Source organism: Microbacterium testaceum (assembly GCF_001476285.1).
Classification (GTDB): Bacteria; Actinomycetota; Actinomycetes; order Actinomycetales; family Microbacteriaceae; genus Microbacterium; species Microbacterium testaceum_B.
The window spans coordinates 1-16,731 of the sequence record NZ_LDRU01000039.1 but is presented as its reverse complement, the minus strand read 5'-3'; the positions used below and the strand labels follow the sequence as shown (position 1 = coordinate 16,731).

General features: G+C 66.2%; 17 protein-coding genes. 7 read left to right on the top strand and 10 right to left on the bottom strand.

The features are described 5' to 3' along the window. Positions 1–44: 44 nt before the first annotated feature. The 5 genes from NS283_RS07985 to NS283_RS07965 all read right to left on the bottom strand — a co-directional run bounded on the left by NS283_RS07985 (position 45) and on the right by NS283_RS07965 (position 5,698). Entirely contained in the window at positions 45–1,229 is a 1,185-nt protein-coding gene (locus NS283_RS07985) for an O-antigen ligase family protein (protein WP_193752647.1), read from the bottom strand. Positions 1,230–1,574: 345 nt separating this feature from the next. Next, a complete protein-coding gene (locus tag NS283_RS19435) occupies positions 1,575–2,570 on the bottom strand; it encodes a glycosyltransferase family 4 protein (RefSeq protein ID WP_081317318.1) in 996 nt (331 codons plus the stop codon). Between the two features lie 5 nt (positions 2,571–2,575). Beyond that, the gene (locus NS283_RS07975; protein ID WP_081317317.1) at positions 2,576–3,745 is read right to left on the bottom strand and encodes an oligosaccharide flippase family protein; all 1,170 of its coding nucleotides are present in this window, start codon (positions 3,743–3,745) and stop codon (positions 2,576–2,578) included. Between the two features lie 94 nt (positions 3,746–3,839). After that, positions 3,840–4,625, bottom strand: a complete 786-nt coding sequence (locus tag NS283_RS18625; protein WP_153003304.1) for a glycosyltransferase — start codon at positions 4,623–4,625, stop codon at positions 3,840–3,842. Positions 4,626–5,146: 521 nt separating this feature from the next. Beyond that, on the bottom strand, positions 5,147–5,698 hold the full coding sequence (locus tag NS283_RS07965; RefSeq protein ID WP_241492210.1) for a CPBP family intramembrane glutamic endopeptidase: 552 nt from the start codon (positions 5,696–5,698) through the stop codon (positions 5,147–5,149). 410 nt (positions 5,699–6,108) lie between these two features. Here NS283_RS07965 and NS283_RS07960 point away from each other — a divergent pair, with 410 nt between their 5' ends. The 3 genes from NS283_RS07960 to NS283_RS07950 all read left to right on the top strand — a co-directional run bounded on the left by NS283_RS07960 (position 6,109) and on the right by NS283_RS07950 (position 10,373). After that, the gene (locus NS283_RS07960; RefSeq protein WP_058596366.1) at positions 6,109–7,617 is read left to right on the top strand and encodes a polysaccharide biosynthesis tyrosine autokinase; all 1,509 of its coding nucleotides are present in this window, start codon (positions 6,109–6,111) and stop codon (positions 7,615–7,617) included. 199 nt (positions 7,618–7,816) lie between these two features. After that, positions 7,817–9,514, top strand: coding sequence for a DUF4012 domain-containing protein (locus NS283_RS07955; protein ID WP_241492209.1), 1,698 nt, complete (start codon positions 7,817–7,819; stop codon positions 9,512–9,514). A gap of 325 nt (positions 9,515–9,839) precedes the next feature. After that, positions 9,840–10,373, top strand: coding sequence for a hypothetical protein (locus NS283_RS07950; RefSeq protein ID WP_058596328.1), 534 nt, complete (start codon positions 9,840–9,842; stop codon positions 10,371–10,373). 75 nt (positions 10,374–10,448) lie between these two features. Here NS283_RS07950 and NS283_RS07945 read toward each other — a convergent pair whose 3' ends face one another. From NS283_RS07945 to NS283_RS07930, 4 genes are read right to left on the bottom strand one after another with little or no spacing between them, the layout of a single operon-like run. Next, entirely contained in the window at positions 10,449–11,201 is a 753-nt protein-coding gene (locus tag NS283_RS07945; protein ID WP_058596327.1) for a hypothetical protein, read from the bottom strand. Beyond that, positions 11,198–11,779, bottom strand: coding sequence for an RNA polymerase sigma factor (locus tag NS283_RS07940; protein WP_058596326.1), 582 nt, complete (start codon positions 11,777–11,779; stop codon positions 11,198–11,200). The genes NS283_RS07945 and NS283_RS07940 overlap by 4 nt, the downstream gene beginning before the upstream one ends. 22 nt (positions 11,780–11,801) lie before the next feature. Next, positions 11,802–12,437: a hypothetical protein gene (locus NS283_RS07935; protein WP_058596325.1), complete on the bottom strand. Its 636-nt coding sequence runs from the start codon at positions 12,435–12,437 to the stop codon at positions 11,802–11,804. 53 nt (positions 12,438–12,490) lie between these two features. Continuing rightward, entirely contained in the window at positions 12,491–12,919 is a 429-nt protein-coding gene (locus NS283_RS07930; protein ID WP_058596324.1) for a YdeI/OmpD-associated family protein, read from the bottom strand. Positions 12,920–13,193: 274 nt separating this feature from the next. Here NS283_RS07930 and NS283_RS07925 point away from each other — a divergent pair, with 274 nt between their 5' ends. The 4 genes from NS283_RS07925 (at position 13,194) to NS283_RS07910 (ending at position 15,854) form a co-directional block, all read left to right on the top strand. Further along, entirely contained in the window at positions 13,194–13,601 is a 408-nt protein-coding gene (locus NS283_RS07925; protein WP_058596323.1) for a DUF4383 domain-containing protein, read from the top strand. A gap of 2 nt (positions 13,602–13,603) precedes the next feature. Next, on the top strand, positions 13,604–14,134 hold the full coding sequence (locus NS283_RS07920; protein ID WP_058596322.1) for a hypothetical protein: 531 nt from the start codon (positions 13,604–13,606) through the stop codon (positions 14,132–14,134). A gap of 143 nt (positions 14,135–14,277) precedes the next feature. Beyond that, positions 14,278–15,102, top strand: coding sequence for an oxygenase MpaB family protein (locus tag NS283_RS07915; RefSeq protein WP_440589442.1), 825 nt, complete (start codon positions 14,278–14,280; stop codon positions 15,100–15,102). Between the two features lie 200 nt (positions 15,103–15,302). Continuing rightward, positions 15,303–15,854: a J-domain-containing protein gene (locus tag NS283_RS07910; protein ID WP_058596320.1), complete on the top strand. Its 552-nt coding sequence runs from the start codon at positions 15,303–15,305 to the stop codon at positions 15,852–15,854. Between the two features lie 142 nt (positions 15,855–15,996). Here the strand turns inward: NS283_RS07910 and NS283_RS07905 are convergent. Beyond that, positions 15,997–16,731, bottom strand: a 735-nt coding sequence (locus tag NS283_RS07905) for an aldolase/citrate lyase family protein (RefSeq protein ID WP_058596319.1), incomplete at its 5' end; no start/stop codon positions are given.

The window sequence follows — 16,731 nt, the reverse complement described above, 5'->3', positions numbered from 1 at the left end:
CCAAGACAACAAGACGATCATTCGACAGAATCATGACGCAAAGCTTATCCGCTCGGCGTTGAGCGCGAGAGATCAGCACCCACCGCAAATTCGGAGGCAGATGATCGGTACCCCTGGAAGCCCGCAGCTATTCCCATGGTCACAAGCATCACTGCATAACCAAAGCCCCGGTCCTCAAGCGGCGTTCCGAAGAGCAGATTAACTATGCATACCAGAAGGAAGCCCCACCAGGCAGTCGTCGCCGGGTTCGGTCCATACAATCGCGTGCCGCGCAGAAACGCGGCTGACAGTGATGCGATAAATGCAACTACAACAGCCGCGCCCACCCACCCGAGCCTGAGAACCGTGAGGAGAGGAGAATCTACCGTGAACGGAATGGTGTATCCGAGCCCGTACCCAAGTAGAGGACTCTGATCGAGCATCAGCAGCGCCGTCTCGGTCTGCTGCTGCCTGAAGGTCAGAGACTGGTCGCCGCCACCTGAAAGGGCAGACACCGCGGCTTGAACACGTTGCGTGAGGAAGGCCGGGTCAGCGACGGCGAAGGACGCGACCACCGGAAACAGCGTCACGCCGACCGCGCCCGCGACGAGGAGCACGACTGTCATGCTGCCGATTGGTACCCGCGCTCTCCGGGCGGAGCCAAGCACCGCCAGAATGGCAACGAAGATGATTAGGTTGGTACGGGTACCTGTGACCAGCATCGCGATCGGGATACAGATGATGGGCAGGATCCAAAGTATTCGCGCGTACAGCGCCCTCGCATGAAAAAACATTACGAGCGCAAGGCCAAACGCGAGGGCTGGAAGCACCAGGCTAGAGAGGACAAATCGCCCGAACGGTAAGGCTGTGACGCCACGCCTGTCTAGCCAGTCTGCGGCAAACCCCGCCGCAGCGATCACCCCGATGAAACCGATCATCCCGTACACGACGCCCGGCCGGAGATCTCTCCCCGAGTCCAAACCGATAACAGGCCCGAGCAGAATCAGCAGGTAGAAGATGGATTGCCGACCGAACGTTCCGACATCGCTTCCAACGGGCGAGGCGAAGTAGCTCAGAACGAGGACCGCGACGACGGCGAGCCCCCACCATAGAACCGGCCGGAAAACCCTGAGGTATGCGGGCGGGTCCACAATCAACCGATAACCAGAGATTGCAGCACAGAGCAGGACAATTCCTGCGTAAATGACCTTGTTCGGCCCGAGGTCGGATGACGATCCGAGGACTACCATTCCCCCCAATGACACGGCCAGCACCCGGGCAGACGAGTGCTCCAGCAGGAGCCAGGCGAGAAGCGGAGCAATCACGAGACCCGCTCCGACAGCGGCGTCACGAGAGATAACAAACGCACATAGGACCAACCAGACCGCTGCGGACGCGACGACAATGGAAGTCGCAAGATCGACAGACCACTGTCGCGACGGCATTGAGGGCACAGCCTGATCCTAACGGGGAGTCTTGATGGCGGACGGACGGGGCGAACCTTCCATTTCACCCATGTCGCCGCCTAGTTACCCAGGTCCGGGAAGTGACTTTCAGGGCCGCCACATCTTCTTGGTCGGTCACGGCGCGAATGCTCACCGCTGTACGAAATCAACTTCCGCGAGATATGAGCTCGCGGCACTCTCGATGCCGAACTCGGAAGTCACACGACTCGCAGCGAGCACCGCCTGACGACGCCAAGACGCAAGATCCCGCAGGACTTCGCGTACGGCCCGCGTCGCATCCGACGCATCTCCACTCGCGAAAACGGAGAGAGGCAGCCACCCTGGCAGCGTCCGTGCTACCTCGTCGCTGCAGACAATTGGGAGCGCTGTCGAGGCTGCCTCGAGAAGTGCCACGCTGTGCGCCTCTCTCCTCGCAGGGTGGAAGAACACTGAGGCCCCCCGCAAGACCCTCTCGACGTCGTCGATGGGCCCGCGAAAGCGGGCACGAGATCCGGCATCCAGGTGCCATCGTTCGTCCGCGTCAGGGAGGGACCCCTGAGATAGCGGCCCAAACCACTCAAAGAGAACGTCTTCGTTCTCTTCGCAGAGGGTTCTCGTTGCCAACGACCACAACGCGGGGTCCTTCTGAGCGACGACCCTGCCGATCGTGACTATGGGCCCGCGGGCATCAAATTCAGTGGCCGGTGTGAATCGAGAGGAGACCCCGTTAGGGATCACGACCACCCGTTGCATAGGAAAGAGCGCGGCGTACTCCTCCCGTTGGGCAGAGCTGACTGCAACGACGGAGCGCGTCCGACGCTGGAGGAGGCGCTCCGCAAACTTCAGCTTGGGATCGTCGAAGTCGCGTGCAGCGCTGTGGAGGACGCAAATGACCGGAATGGCCCCAGCCACCAGCCTCGAGTACGCGTTAGGAAGAGCCGAGTGGGAAATAATGACATCCGGCTGAAGTTCGCGTATAGCCGCGCGAAGGCCGGACGCACGAGCGAATGCCCCGCCGGGTTTGTCTTGGTCGAGATATGCGACGTGGCATGCTATGCCCCGCCCTTCCCACACCTCCGCAAGCGAGGCGACAGCGGATTCCGCCCCTCCGATCCGAGGGCTCAGGAGCACCTGTAGTACTCGCATCTTGTTCACTCCAATCGCACTAGACGGACCAGGATGACACTGAACCCGATGAGCAGAATTACCTGAGACAATGCGAAAGCGAGCGCGCCACCGATCGCCCCTAGCGCGGCACCCAGACCGAACGTTGCCAAGAGGCGAAATGCAATGCCCAAGGCGGTCACCACTCCGACGCCCTTGTCGCCACCCCGCATCTGGCTGAATACGGCGAGTGGCTGATTGAGCAGTGCCGGAATTGTTCCGATCGCCATCACTTGAAAGACCCCCACGGCATCCTGGTACTGCGATCCGAGCAGGAAAGGGACTAGTAGCTGCGCCAAGAAGAAAGCGACCACGCAGCTCGCCAAAGCCACGCCGAGCATCCACGTCGCCCTTCTAATGGAGGACCATGCTTCGGCAAATGACGTGGCACGGGCGACGAACGGTGCCGATGCCGAAGTGAACCCTCCCACGGCGATGCCGAGCGGCTGAGTCCACCTGTTCACGGCCGCGTACGCGCCCGCAGCCACTGGTCCCGCGGCCGCGGAGAGGATGGGTACGTCTAGCGACTGCAAACTCGTTGCGATCGAATAGACCCCGAAATGCATCGACCCCTTCCATGGGTTCACGACGCGAAAAGTTTGGAATCTGTAACGAAATTCTCGAGGCGTCAGAACGACATACATCGATGCCTCGACGATTGCATTGACGCTCAGCGAGACCCAAAGCGCCGTGGTACTCGGCATACCCGAGAACGTAAGGATGAGGAGCCCCAGGAATCCGACCAGCCGGCTGACAACGACGGCCGTCGCGACACGGTCGCTCCGCGCAGCCGCTCTGAGCGGAACCTGGGTGAGCTGCGCAAGAGTGGTCAAGAAGAAGATGAAGCCGATACAGACGTAATCGGGGGGCAGGTTGAGAACGGTGACAACCAAAGAAGCGATCACCGCAATCACACCCGCCAGGACCATCTTCCAGAGGCTTCGCCGGGAAATCTCTTCCAGGCTGAGCTCGCCCGAAGCTATGGATCGTACCCAAAGCGAGTTGGCACCGAAGTCAACGATTCCGATGAGCGCCATGCCCACGGCAACAGCGGAGGCTACCGCGCCAAACTGTGTCGGATCGCTACCTCGCGCAGCCAGGATGTACGAGAACGCAACCAGAGCTTGCGATGATCCTGTAGCAAGTACGAGAAACATCGCCTGCGACGAAGCCCCGGGCAATCTACTCACTCGAGGTCATCCTTTATGAGTGCGTGAAAGTGCAAAGTAAATAGCGCAACAACAGCAGATTTCACAATCCACTCAACCCGACAGTCTTCTCGCTCCAGGAAAATCTCCTTCTGGCTCCGGACAGCAGGCGATCAGCGAAGATCTGCTGGCTGTCCAGAGTCGGCCCGGCCTCCGGGGGCGCAGAGTGCAGCACCGATGTCAAGGACGACGCGATGCCTTCAGGGGTGAGCTCGGACCAAAGAACTCTTCCGCCGGAGAACTCTGCGTCGCGTTTCAACGACTGCGCGCCAGCCGCGACAACCGCGGTGTGTGCCATCACGGCCTTCGCCAGAATGCCGCTGGGGCCCTCATTCGAATGGGCGACGACAACGCAATCCAAACCTTGGATGATCGAATCGAAGTCATGCTCGCCGAGGGTCCCGGCCAACCGCATGATGGGCACACCGTGCTCAGTTGCTGGGGTCAGCCATCGTTCGATGATCGATTCGTCGACCTCGGCCTGACCTGCGATGACGAGGCCGATGTTCCCTGTCAGAGCGGAAACGGCCTCAGCCACCACATCGAGATTCTTGCGAGGACCTATTCCGCCGATCACACCGATCCAGAATGCCGGCGCAGCCGGAAAGGCACGATTCCAAGCGTCACGCGCCCGAGCGCCATCCGAAGGGCTGGCGGACATCGTTCCCGGGTCGGGAACCTCGTACCGACCGAGACTGCTCCTCATCGCGCCCGTCAGAGTGAAGACCTCATGCCCGCGCAGCACGCGGACAGCCTGTCGCAGTATGCGCTTTGCGGCGTTCTGGGCTGCACGCATGAGCAAACCGGAGGACTGGCTTTCTGGACGCATAACAAGAACGGTCGCCTTACCAGGGAGGAGCCTCGAAGTGAGCAAGGGCCGAAGCCAGGCGTCGCCCTCAGCGAACACGACGGGCAGATCGCACTTCTGGTTCTGCAGCGTCCGCCGGAGATCGTTCGGTCGGTGACCATCGAAAGTAACGACCCGTGCGCTGCGATCGAGTCCTCCGAGGTGGGTGGCAAACTCAGCGGACTCCGGCGCAGCGTGGTCCAAAGCCAGGAGAGGTCGACGGCCCCGAGCTATCGCGGCATCAGCGAGCAACCGAACGTACATGAGGCGATGGCCCTGATAACCCTGCGAAACGATGACCTGGGTCTGAGTTCGCGACAACGACCGAGCCTTCCTGATTGGTTTCGAGCAGCATGAGGTTCAATTGGCCCGAGGCTCGACGCCTCACATCTGAGCACATTCGTCAGTTCGCGCCTCGCTCGGCTGAACAGTAACAGCAGAACGTTTCCGGGAATTTGCGTCGACCACTCTCCTGTGACCTACCCTCCGACCGCTCTGTGCCTTCATTTGAGCGCCGTGCCGACGATCACAAGGGCGAGGAAGGACACGTTGTAAACGACATGGATCAAGACAGCGCCCCAGATGCGCCCCGTTAGCAAGACGGTAAGTGAGCAAACCGCCCCGACCGTGAACAACAGCACCCCATCGATGAGCGACATAGCACCGAAAGCAACGTGGAGAAGCACGAAGGCGCCAGCCGAGACGAGAAGCCCTGTCAACCCGGCTGCAAGGGCTCCCACCGCTGGCCGAAGTAGTTGGTAGAGCGCAACGAGCACTACCGCCCGAAGGAGGAACTCCTCGATAACCGGGCCGAGGAGTCCCGCAGGAAGAGCCACTGTCAGCCACCAGTCGCCGGGCAGATTGCCGTCGAGAGCGCCCGCCGTGGGGAATGACACAGATGCGCTGCCACTCCACCAGCCTTGCAACCCCCGGAGCCCAAGTCCGATGCACAGACCCCAAAGAAGATCAACGGGGTCGAAGCGCAGCAAACCGGCGGGTCTGGCGCGCACGATGGCGAACAGGATCGCGACGGTGAATCCCAACCAGAGCGTCACAGTGGAAGCCAGTGAAGCCCACGGCGCTCCGATCCTGCCCACGACCGCGGCTCCGATGAGCCCCACTCCAACGCTCGCGGCAACGACGGCCAGGAGCGAGGCGTCCCACCGCGCGACGGCCCGCCCTCCCAGACGCCAATCTATTCGCCTGCGCCGACGTGGGCTGCGGGGGGCGCCGAAGGGCGTTGTTTGCTCCTTCCCGGGAGAAAGAGGATCTTCCGCGAACGAGGGGGAGAAACGGGGCGTTGGCACGGGGCAAACTTATCTCCGGAGCAACGACAGCGCCGATGCCTTGGAAGGACACTGGCCCGAATCACCAGTGAGTCTGCCGGAAACATTCAATGTGGCACACTGAGGGAGATCGTGCGACCTTGGCCCCGCAGATCGTCGGCGCGTATTCGAGAGGGACCATGGAGCTCAGCGAAATCATTCGAACTCTTCGAAAGAACTGGCTAGTCATCGTCGTTCTCACCTTTATTGGATTGGGCGCATCGACCGGATACACGCTTACGCGGACGCCGGTGTACGAGTCGACAAGCACAGTCTTCGTGTCCACCCAGGCGGGGAGCACCGCCGCCGAGCTGCAGCAGGGGTCGAGTTTCACGCAAGCGCGTATCAATACCTATGTCGGCCTGGTCACGACCCCGGCAGTTCTCGAGCCGGTGATCAGCGAGCTGGGGCTTGCGGTCGATGCGGAGTCGCTCGCAAGTCGAGTCAAAGCCGCGGCCGCGCTTAACTCAACGCTCTTGACAATCTCGGTCTCCGATCCTGACCCCGCCCGGGCGGCATCCATCGCCAACGCCGTGGCAGCGAGCTTGGCGACGACCGTGCCCGAGCTGGAACCCGCGGCGACGGACGGCTCCAGCCCAGTTCGTCTCACCAAGGTGCGCGACGCGCAGCCCGCCGTCACGCCCTCGAGTCCCAACATCCCCTTCAACCTGGCGCTCGGCCTGATCGGCGGCCTGGCACTCGGAATCGGCGCGGCCGTACTGCGAACCCGCCTGGACAATCGGGTCCGCACGCCGCGCGATGCGGAGCAGATCACGAAGGCGCCCAGCATCGGCGCGATCGCATTCGACGCCAAAGCAAAAGACAGGCCCCTGATCGTCCACGCCGATCCGCTTAGCCCTCGCGCGGAATCGTTCCGGGTACTCCGCACGAACCTGCAATTCCTCGATATGGGCGGCCGCGCGAGTTTCGTCATCACAAGCTCGATACCTGGCGAGGGGAAGTCGACCACGACGATCAATCTCGCTATCGCTCTCGCTGATGCGGGCAAGCGAGTCGCGCTGGTCGACACCGACCTTCGTAAGCCGAAGGTTGCCGAGTATCTCAGCATCGAGGGGGGCGCCGGCCTCACCGACGTCCTCATCGGGCGCGCTCAGATCAACGAGGTCATGCTCCCCTGGGGTGGACGAAGCCTCTACGTGCTACCTGCCGGAAAGATCCCCCCGAACCCCAGCGAATTGCTCGGATCGCGGCAGATGAGCGGGCTCCTGGAAATGCTCGAACGTGAGTTCGATGTCGTTCTTTGCGACGCGCCGCCCCTTCTTCCCGTCACCGATGCCGCCATCCTGGCTCGCGCGACGAGCGGGGCGATGATGGTCGTCTCAGCGGGGCGGACCACGCGGCACCAGCTCACCCTTGCGACCACTGCTCTGACCACCGTCGGCGCGAAAGTCGCGGGCTTCGTGATGTCGATGGTTCCGACGCGCGGACCCGACTCGTATTACACCTCGTACGGATACGGATACGGATACAGCTACACCGAGCCCGCCAAGAACGGCAGAAGCCAGCGAAAGACTCGACAGGCACCCGGGCCGGCGAAGGCTTCCGCGAACTCGACTGATTCGGCGACTTTCGATGAGCTCGGGCTCAATCTGCGCCGGGCGTCGCGGGACCCCAGCCGGGAAAGCTGAGGGAGACCCCTGTTCCCCGTGAGTGATCTTTGTTGCTCTCGCGTCCGCTCCGCCGATGTGGGCTGTCGCCGCACGGATCGTGAGCCCAGAACGGACGACTCCGGTGGCGTCTGAGACGCTGCCGCCCCCCGCTCGCGCAGCGGGACGCGCTTTCGCGTGGGTATTGCTGACGGCCCTCGCCCTCGCGACCATCTGTGCTGTGTGGGTGGGCGTGCGCGGAGCGGTGGCGTATCAACATCTCTCCCGCATCCAGAACGGCGCGGCCGAGAGCGTCGCCGCTGTCGCGTCCGATCCCCCATCTGCGGCCCCGGCCCTGGCACGGCTCGCTTCCGACGCCCAGACCGCGCACGATCTGACCTCTGATCCCGTCTGGAAGCTCGCTGAGCACGCTCCGTGGATCGGGCCGCAGCTCGCCGCTTTCGGGACAGTCGCTGCAGCGTCAGACGAGTTGCTGAGACAGAGTTTGCTCCCGTTGACGACGGCCGCCCGAAGCGTCTCAGCCGATGCCCTCGTGCCCACCGGGGGGCGGATCGACACGAGTCCGTTGCAGCAGATCGCCGAGCCCGCGCGCGAGGCCGCCGTTCACGCGCGCGCCGCCGCCGACTCGGTGGACAGCATTGATCACACGCCCCTCATCGGCGTCGTCGGCTCGGCCGTCGGTCAGGCCGACAAGCTCTTCGGCCAGGTGGCCGGTGCCGTCGACGGCCTGTCTCGCGCCTCTCTCCTACTGCCGACGATGCTCGGTCAGGATGGCCCGCGCGAGTATCTCCTGCTCGTGCAGAACAACGCCGAGTGGAGATCGCTGGGCGGCATCACGGGGACCACTATCCTGCTGCGCACCGACCAGGGCGCAATCAGCCTCGTCGGCACGAGGTCTGCCACCGAACTAACGCAGCAATCGCTCTCGACTCCTGTTGATCTGCCCTCCGACGTCACGTCGATCTACGACACGAAACCTGCCCGATACGTTCACAACCTGACGCAGATTCCCGACTTCACGGTCGACGGCCCGCTCGCACGCGAGACGTACAAGCGCAAGACCGGAATCGAAGTCGACGGAGTTCTGGCGGTCGACCCTGTCGTGTTGTCGTATCTGCTGGGAGCCATCGGTCCCGTGACCCTCCCCACGGGTGACACTCTGACCGCCGACAATGCGGTCCCCTTCCTCCTCAACGGTGTGTACCTTCGATACGAAGATCCCGCTACGCAAGACGTCGTCTTCGCGGGCGCAGCTGGCGCCGTCTTTCAAGGTCTGATCGACGGCCGGGGCTCAGCTGGGTCTCTGATATCCGCCCTTGCACGCGCCGGCGACGAACACCGCTTCTTCCTGTGGAGTGCCGACGCGACCGAGCAGGAGGTTCTCGATGGCACGACGATCGCTGGGCATCTTCCTGTGACGGATGATCGGACAGCGCGTTTCGGTGTTTTCTTGAATGACGCGACCGGGTCGAAGATGAGCTATTACGTGCGCCCAACCGTTTCGCTGGCGTGGGTGGGCTGCCCGTCCTCCGCCACGGACAAGCGGTTGACGCTAACCGCCACGCTGACGAGCAACGCGCCGACGGACGCGGCGACCGCCCTGCCCTGGTACATCACCGGTGGGGGAATGTACGGCACACCGCCGGGTATCGCCAAGGTCGTGGGCAACATCTACCTTCCAGAGGGGTACGAACTTGATGCGGCGCAGAACAGCGCGGGTACCGGCTTCGCCGAGGGCGTCTACCAGGGACGCCGCGTGATAACCTTCGGCGCGGACTTGACCCCCGGCCAATCGACCACGGTGACGGTGTCGGTCACGGCTCCGTCGACGGTGACCTCGGCGGAGGCCTACGTCACTCCCACTGCAGACGCCGCGCTCACACCCACGGTTGTCGCAACCTGCGGAGCCCTCGGCTGACTCTAGGAATGTCGCTGAGGCCGTGCGCAGACATCCGCGAAATCTTTCCTCGACTGAGGTATCCCCTCAAGCGATCATTCACTCGAGCGTGAGTAATCGATCCAGGAAACTATCGATCGTTGGCGACGCGCGCCCTTGTGTCGCGTTTTGTTCACAAGAAAGAAACCGTTACGGTTTGCAATCCAGCAGATCCGTAGGGGATACTCAAGAAAGCATTCAGCCGCACGACACCGCATCAATCCCGTCCGCACGCGCCATTTGGACGACTGTCGGCACCGCGCGGACCCACCACGTACCGCCACATCGGTTTCGAAAGCAGGCTCTCATGAAGCGTCGTCTCACTACGGCAGTCGCCTCGGCATCTGTCGCCGCCGCGCTGCTCCTCGCCGCGCCCGTCGCCGCGCAGGCGTACGTTCCTACCGGCCCCAACACCGTGACGATCACCATCACGTCCAACGGTCCCGTTCCGGTGTCGGGCTTCCAGCCCGGAACTGAGGTGACGTTCACCCTCGTCGGACGCGGTGTCACCGGTGCGAACATCGCCACCGCAAACCTCCCCGTCACCTCGGCGTCGGTCACCAAGACGGCCGACTCGTCGGGTGCCGCGACCGCCGTGGTCACGCTCCCCGCCAACCCGAGCGGCCCCTACACCCTCGCTGCGAGCGGCGCCCGCGCCGACGGCAGCGCCGGCAGCGGCTCCGGCTCGAACCCGGGCGGCGGCACCGCTCTCCCGGCGACCGGTGTCAACGGTGAGTCGCTCATGGGCATCTACATCGGTGGCGGCGCGCTCGTGCTCGCCGGTGCGACCGTTGCGGTCGCCGCGAAGGTTCGTCGCAACCGCGCCGAGAACAAGGCGTAAGCGCACACACAGCAACGAGTGAGGCCCCGTCGACTTCGGTCGACGGGGCCTCACTCGTTGCGTCACCACACCGGGTCACTGCACCACGAAATCCCCCACCCTCGTCACGCCGTCCGACAGGAACACCGGCACGACGACCGCCCGACCAGCGCGCTCTTCCTGCCACCGCAAGGCCTCCTCGGGTGACGTGAAGTTCTGGCCCGAGCCCGTGGCATCCGCCAACTCGTCAGCATCGACGTAGCCCTGACGGCCGTTCGTCGCGACGACAGCAATGAGGTCGGGCTCCTCCCCCGCGCCCGCCGAACCATAGGTCTGGCCGCGATCGTTCACCGCGAGGGGCACAGGCTGCGCCTCGAGGTAGGTCGCGGTGAGACGCCACCTCTCGTCGGCGCCGGACGACACCACGAGCTCGGAACCGACCGCGTCGACGGGCACGTCGATCCACGACACCGCGCCATCAGGGTGCGCGACGAAGTCATCCGCGGTGCACGTCACCGATCCCGCGGGAAAAGTGAAGGTGCCCGGCGTGAGGCAGCGCAGCTCGATACGGACCTGATTCGCGGCGTCGGGGCGAGGCGGCAGAACCAGCGTGCCGTCGCCCGAGCCCTCCGCGGTGACGTGAGCACCGAGCTCACTGGTGACCGTGCCGCCGGGGAGAGTCCAGAGCTCGGCGGTCGCCGCCGTCCCACCCGCGGCGAGCACGATCGCCCCCGCCCCCGCAATCAGGAACAGCTTCGCGCGACTGCGCCGCTGCGGCAGCTTCGTCTGCGCGACGAGCTGTCGATGCAATCCCGCGCGGAAGACGGGATCGATGCGCGGTGCGTTCATGCGGAATCCTCCTCGCGTGTGGCATCCGGGACGAGATCGCGGAGCTTTGCCCGCGCGCGAGAGAGGCGAGCCCGCGCCGCCGCAGGACTGAGTCCCACCACCACGGCGGCTTCGTCAGCGCGATAGCCCTCGAGGTGCACGAGCATCACCAGCTGTCGATCGACCGCGCCGAGAGGCGCGAGAAGCGCGCGGGCGTTCTCATCGGCGAAGACCTCGTCCTCGGCGGAGCTCGCGTCCGCCGCGCGGGGCAGGGTGTCGAGCAAACGCCGGTAGCGAGCCGACGAACGCTGGAGATTGCGCAGCGCGTTCGTCGTCGTCGCGAGCAGCCACGGCAGCGGCGACCCGTCGACGACACGCACCGCGTCACGCCGGCGCCAGAGTTCGAAGAAGGCCACGGCCGTGGCATCCTCGGCATCCCGTCGATCGGATGCCAATCGCGCGGCGTGACGGAACACGCGGTCGACGTGCCGCTCGTAGAGGTCGCCCAATGCCCTTTCATCGCCGTCGGCGGCGACGCGGCGCCACAACCCGGCTTCGTCCATACCCGGGAATGTCCGGCCGACCGCCTCGTGTGACATTCCGGTCGCGGAGGATTCTGCGTCAGCGCGCGTTGGACTTGTTCTTCTTGCCGGTCTTGGCGGGTTTCTCGTCGTTCTCGGCGTCGGGGTTCTCGGACTCGGCCGCGGCCTTCTCTTTCGCCTTGCGCTTCGCCTGCGAGGCGAGGCGCGCGAGATCGACCATGCGCAGGGCGTCCATGCGCGCGCGACGCATCGTGGCGTAATCGGGATCGGCGTCGGCGGTCATGCCCTCGACGTCGAGGCGCTGCCGGAGGTTCGACTCGACGTCTCCCCACGCTGCCATCCGGGCGGCCGCCACCAGGGCTTCCACACGCGCCGGATCGTCGGCGAGGGCGCGCAGCTCCTTCGCGACCCCGCGAGACTGGTTCGCGCGACGGCGGAGGTTGCGCGTGTCGCGATCGCGGTAATCGTGCGTTCCCGAGGAGTCGGAGAACCGACCCCACGCGCGCTTCCGCTGGTGCGTCACCCGCTCGGCAGCTTGGTCCTGCTCGTCAGCGAGAGCCCGAAGGGTCTTGCGCGCGAAGTCAGCGAAGACCTCGCTGTCGAACTGCCCGCCACGGGCGATCGTCTCGACGAGGATGCGGTTGCGCACCGTGAGCCGTGCCGCCGCCGTCGCGATCGACAGCCCCTCGGCAATGGCATCCTTTGTGCGACCCACGACATCCTCCCCTCCCAGGTTATCGGTCGGGGGGTTCGAACGAGCCGGTCGGACTAGCCGAGCTTGGCCACGATCGCGTCGATCCGGCGGGCGCGCGTGTCGGCCGCCTTGGCTCCCTCGACGTTCGTCACATGAGCCTTGCGGGCGCTCGGGGACAGCGCATCGAATGCCTCGCGCACACCCGCTTCGGCGAGCGCGGACGCGAGGTCGGCCGGCACCTCGACCGTGCGCGGCGCAGTGTCGAGCTGCAGATCGACGGTGATGGCATCCCCTCCCGAGAGGCCCGTCGCGGCACGCTTGTCGGACGAGAACGGAATGAGCATCTTGCCGGCCATGACGCCGATCGTGCTGGAGTACACGTAGCCGTTCACATCGACGACGACGGCCGCGCGCTTCCCGCCTCCCAGCGCGTCGACGACCTCGGGCGGGACTTCGATACCGGTGTTGTTGCCCATCTGCGACAGAGTCGTTTCGAACTTCATGAGGCGAGTGTGGCAGAGCGACTCAGTACGTGAACAGCGTGTGAAATGCAATCCCCCGAGGAGGCGCCCCGCCGGTTCGTATGGTGACCTATGTAACGGAGGGCCTCGGAGAGTACTCGGGGGCCTTCTGTCGTTTCCGGACACCGGCGCGTTGAGAGCCTGCTTGTACCGGACAAAGCGGGGTCGTGCAAAGCCCAATCCGAACCAGCCATTGTCTCCGAAGATGTGAGGAAGGCGGCCACGAGGTCGCTGCTAACTCACTGGGAGGTTCACCATGAGCTCTTCACCTAACCGCCTCGTGGCCACGATCTTCGGGGCCGTGTACCTGCTCGTCGGTCTGCTCGGCTTCGCCGTCACCGGCGGTGTCGGCTTCATCTCGAACGAGGGCGGCCTGCTCCTCGGCATCTTCGAGGTCAACCCGCTCCACAACATCGCCCACCTCCTGATCGGTGGCGCTCTGCTCGTCGCTGGTCTCGCGAACGCCCGTGCGGCGAAGGGCGTCAACACCACCGTCGGTGCGGTCTACCTGCTCCTCGGTATCGTCGGCTTCTTCCTCATGGGCCCCGCCAACATCCTGGCCCTGAACGTGCCCGACCACTTCCTGCACCTCGCCAGCGCCGTCGTGCTGCTGGGTGTCGGCCTCGGCACCGAGCGCAACGTCCCCCGCACCGCGGCGGTCTGACCATGAACGCTGCGACCTTCGTCCGGTCGTGGCCCTCGGTGTTCGCATGGGGGGCCGGCCTGATCACCGCCGCCCTCGGTGCGGGCGCCATCACCCGTCCCGATTCCGGGGCCGCCGCGAGCGGCCTCGGAATCGGGCTGGTGGTCTTCGGGCTCGCCGCCCTCGCGTGGGGTGGCGTCGTCCTCTGGGCGGGACGTCTCGTCGTCCCCGCCCTCGTACTCGGCGGCAGCCTCGCCGCGATCGTCGGCGCGACAGCCCTGCTGTTCGTGGTTCCGGCGCACACCAGTGTTCTCGCGGTGGCCGCGGCATCCCTTCTTTCCGTCATCGTCGGCGCGAGCGCCGCGGTGCACCTGCGTCGTCGGCGCCGCATCGCTCATCCCGAGCGCACCCCGCAGCCGATGAGCGTCGTGGGCCTGCTGGTCGCCGCCGCGGTGATCGCGGTCGTCGTGACCCCCGCGCTGGGCGCGACGCAGAACGCCGTCCTGCTGCGGGATGACGGCACCGTTCCGGTCATCTCGCACGAGGGACACTGAATCTCTCGATGCCGCGACACCTCGGCGCTCGTCGTGCGCGGCGGTGGCACGCTGGAGAGGTGACCGACCCCTCCCCCGTCCCCGACTGGATCGCGTCGCTGCGGGGAAAGCTGCTGGTCGCCCTCGCCGGAGACCCGACGGGCATGGCCCCTTACGTGCGGGCCATCGCCGAGGGAGACGACGCCGGATACTTCGCCGAGAACGGTCCCGCGTGGACGGTTCACGCCGGAATGGGGACCCTGGTCGCCGGCATCCGGGCCCTTCTGCTCCAGGCGCTGCACCCGGGTGCCCTCGCCGGCGTGCACGACTGGTCGCGGTATCGCGAGGATCCGATCGGACGCCTCACCGGCACCGTGCGCTGGGTCATCACGCTCACCTACGGTTCACGGACACAGGCGGATGCCGAGACCGCACGCGTCGGTCGGTTCCACCAGCGCGTGAAGGGGGATTATCGCGCCGGGGATGGAAGCGAGCGGGCGTACTCCGCCGAGGCGCCGGACCTCGTGCGCTGGGTGCACCTCGCCTTCACCGACGCGTTCCTGTCGGGGCACGAGGTGTCGCGGAAGCCGATCCCGGGCGGCGCGGACGCGTACGTCGCCGACTGGGCGACCGCGGGGCGGCTCATGCGCGTCGTCGATCCGCCGCTCACGCGCGCAGCGCTGCGCGCCGAGATCGACGGCTTCTACGAACGCGGTGAGCTGCGGGGCGGCGAGCGGGTCGACGATGTGGTGCGGTTTCTCCGTAAGCCCCCGTTCCGCGGGGCGATGGGGCTCGCCTACCGCGTGCTGTTCGCCGCGGCGGTGGCGACGATCCCCCGCCGGTACCGCGCGATGCTCGGCGTGCGGCGTTGGCCGCTGCCCGTGCTGAGCGTGACGCGCGTCATTCTGCGGGTGACCGAGCGGGCGCTCGGGTCGGGTCCGCGCGCGCAGGACATGGCGCGGCAGAGGTTGCGGCGCCTGGGCGTGTGAGGCGGGGCCGGGTGCGTGCCCGGCCCGAGGCGTGCCGCACTCCGGAGTTTTCGTCGCTTCGGCCCGGCGTGGGCTGCGAGTGGGGGCTGTGGCATCCATTTCTCCGGAGTCCGGCACGCTGCACCGGCTCGAGCTCGCACTGCCGCGCGCCGACCCCAGCCCGACCGCGCCGTCGTAGCCTGGAAGGACCGGAGGTGCCCATGAGCGACGACCCACGCCAGTCGGCCGAGCGCTACCGGCTCGACCGCGAGCTGCGCGAGAGCGGACTCGAGCCCGAACCCGCGGCGAATGGGCCGCAGCGCGGTTCGACCGCGGCGGAGCGGGCCGCGTTCGTCGAGACCTCGATCCAACAAGCGATCCGCCGCGGAGAGTTCGACAACCTGCCCGGCGCCGGCAAACCCCTCCCCGATCTGGGCGGGACGCACGACCCCGACTGGTGGATCCGACGCAAGATCGAGTCGGAGCAGCTCACCGGTCTCGGTCCGCCCGCCCTGACGCTGCGCGTCGAGTACGCGGAGCGCGCCGAGCGAATGGATGCCATCGCCCGAGAGGCCGACGTCCGTGAGGCGCTGCACGACTTCAACCGGCGCGTCATCGAAGCACGTCGTCAGCTGCAGGGCGGGCCGCCCGTGGTGACGCCGACCGTCGACGTCGAGGCCGAGGTGGCGGCGTGGGCGGAGCGGCGGCGTGCCCGCGAGGAAGCGGCGGCCGTCGCGCCGGTGGTGCGGCGGCGGTGGTTCCGGCGGGGCTGAACGCGCCGGGGTTGCGGCGTTGAGTGTCCAAGACACACGGACGCCTCAGAAAACTGTCCGGGTGTTTTGGACACTCAACGAGGGAACGCGGGAACGCGGGCGGCCCGGCGCGGTGCCACGGCGCCCGGCGAGCGCCCGGCGGCTACAGCGCGGCGAGGGCCTCGGCCCGCTCCACCAGCGCGCGAGCGCGCGCGAGCGTCGGGGCGTACGAGCCGTCGACCGGGCCGTCGGGCGACGCCGACAGCAGCGCCCGGGCGCGCTCGACCTCGTCGGGTGCGGGCGTGAAGCCGGCGTGGGCGCCGGGGACGGCGGCATCCTGAAGCGCGAGAGTGCCGGTGAAACCCATCGCGACGGCGTGGAGCGCGGCATCCCGGGCGTGATCCACCGGACCGCACGGCCCGTCGATGGGACCCGCGATCCCCGCCGCGGCCGAGGCGACGACGAGCTGCGCGCGCGGCCACGAGAGGGCCAGGCGGTCGGCTGACATGCCCGTGTCGCGGCGGAAGTCTCCGGTGCCGAAGGCGAGGCGGCGCGTCGCGGGGTGCGCGGCGATCGCGGGGGCCGCGAGCAGGGCCGCGGCCGACTCGACCATCGCGACGATCGGGACGCCGTCGGGAAGGGATGCCGCGACGTGGGCGACATCGGCGGGGCCCGCGCACATCGCGAGCACGACTCCGGCGAGGCGGTCGTCGAGCTCGCGGCCGAGGGCGAGGTCGTCTTCTCCGTCGAGGGTGCCCGCGGCGCTGATGCGCAGCCAGACCGGAGCGTGGGCGGCCGCCCGACGGGCTCGGTCGCGTCCCTCGGCCTTGCGTCCCGAGGGGAGGCCGTCTTCGAGGTCGAGCACGAGCACGTCGGCCGCGGTCTCGAGACCGCCCGC

Coding starts and splice junctions, on each gene's coding strand:
- NS283_RS07945 (WP_058596327.1), bottom strand. CDS start 11,201: ATGAACGCACCGCGCATCGATCCCGTCTTCCGCGCGGGATTGCATCGA.
- NS283_RS18625 (WP_153003304.1), bottom strand. CDS start 4,625: ATGCGTCCAGAAAGCCAGTCCTCCGGTTTGCTCATGCGTGCAGCCCAG.
- NS283_RS19435 (WP_081317318.1), bottom strand. CDS start 2,570: ATGCGAGTACTACAGGTGCTCCTGAGCCCTCGGATCGGAGGGGCGGAA.
- NS283_RS07930 (WP_058596324.1), bottom strand. CDS start 12,919: ATGAAGTTCGAAACGACTCTGTCGCAGATGGGCAACAACACCGGTATC.
- NS283_RS07985 (WP_193752647.1), bottom strand. CDS start 1,229: ATGGTAGTCCTCGGATCGTCATCCGACCTCGGGCCGAACAAGGTCATT.
- NS283_RS07915 (WP_440589442.1), top strand. CDS start 14,278: ATGGCCCCTTACGTGCGGGCCATCGCCGAGGGAGACGACGCCGGATAC.
- NS283_RS07975 (WP_081317317.1), bottom strand. CDS start 3,745: ATGTTTCTCGTACTTGCTACAGGATCATCGCAAGCTCTGGTTGCGTTC.
- NS283_RS07920 (WP_058596322.1), top strand. CDS start 13,604: ATGAACGCTGCGACCTTCGTCCGGTCGTGGCCCTCGGTGTTCGCATGG.
- NS283_RS07925 (WP_058596323.1), top strand. CDS start 13,194: ATGAGCTCTTCACCTAACCGCCTCGTGGCCACGATCTTCGGGGCCGTG.
- NS283_RS07960 (WP_058596366.1), top strand. CDS start 6,109: ATGGAGCTCAGCGAAATCATTCGAACTCTTCGAAAGAACTGGCTAGTC.
- NS283_RS07950 (WP_058596328.1), top strand. CDS start 9,840: ATGAAGCGTCGTCTCACTACGGCAGTCGCCTCGGCATCTGTCGCCGCC.
- NS283_RS07940 (WP_058596326.1), bottom strand. CDS start 11,779: ATGTCACACGAGGCGGTCGGCCGGACATTCCCGGGTATGGACGAAGCC.
- NS283_RS07910 (WP_058596320.1), top strand. CDS start 15,303: ATGAGCGACGACCCACGCCAGTCGGCCGAGCGCTACCGGCTCGACCGC.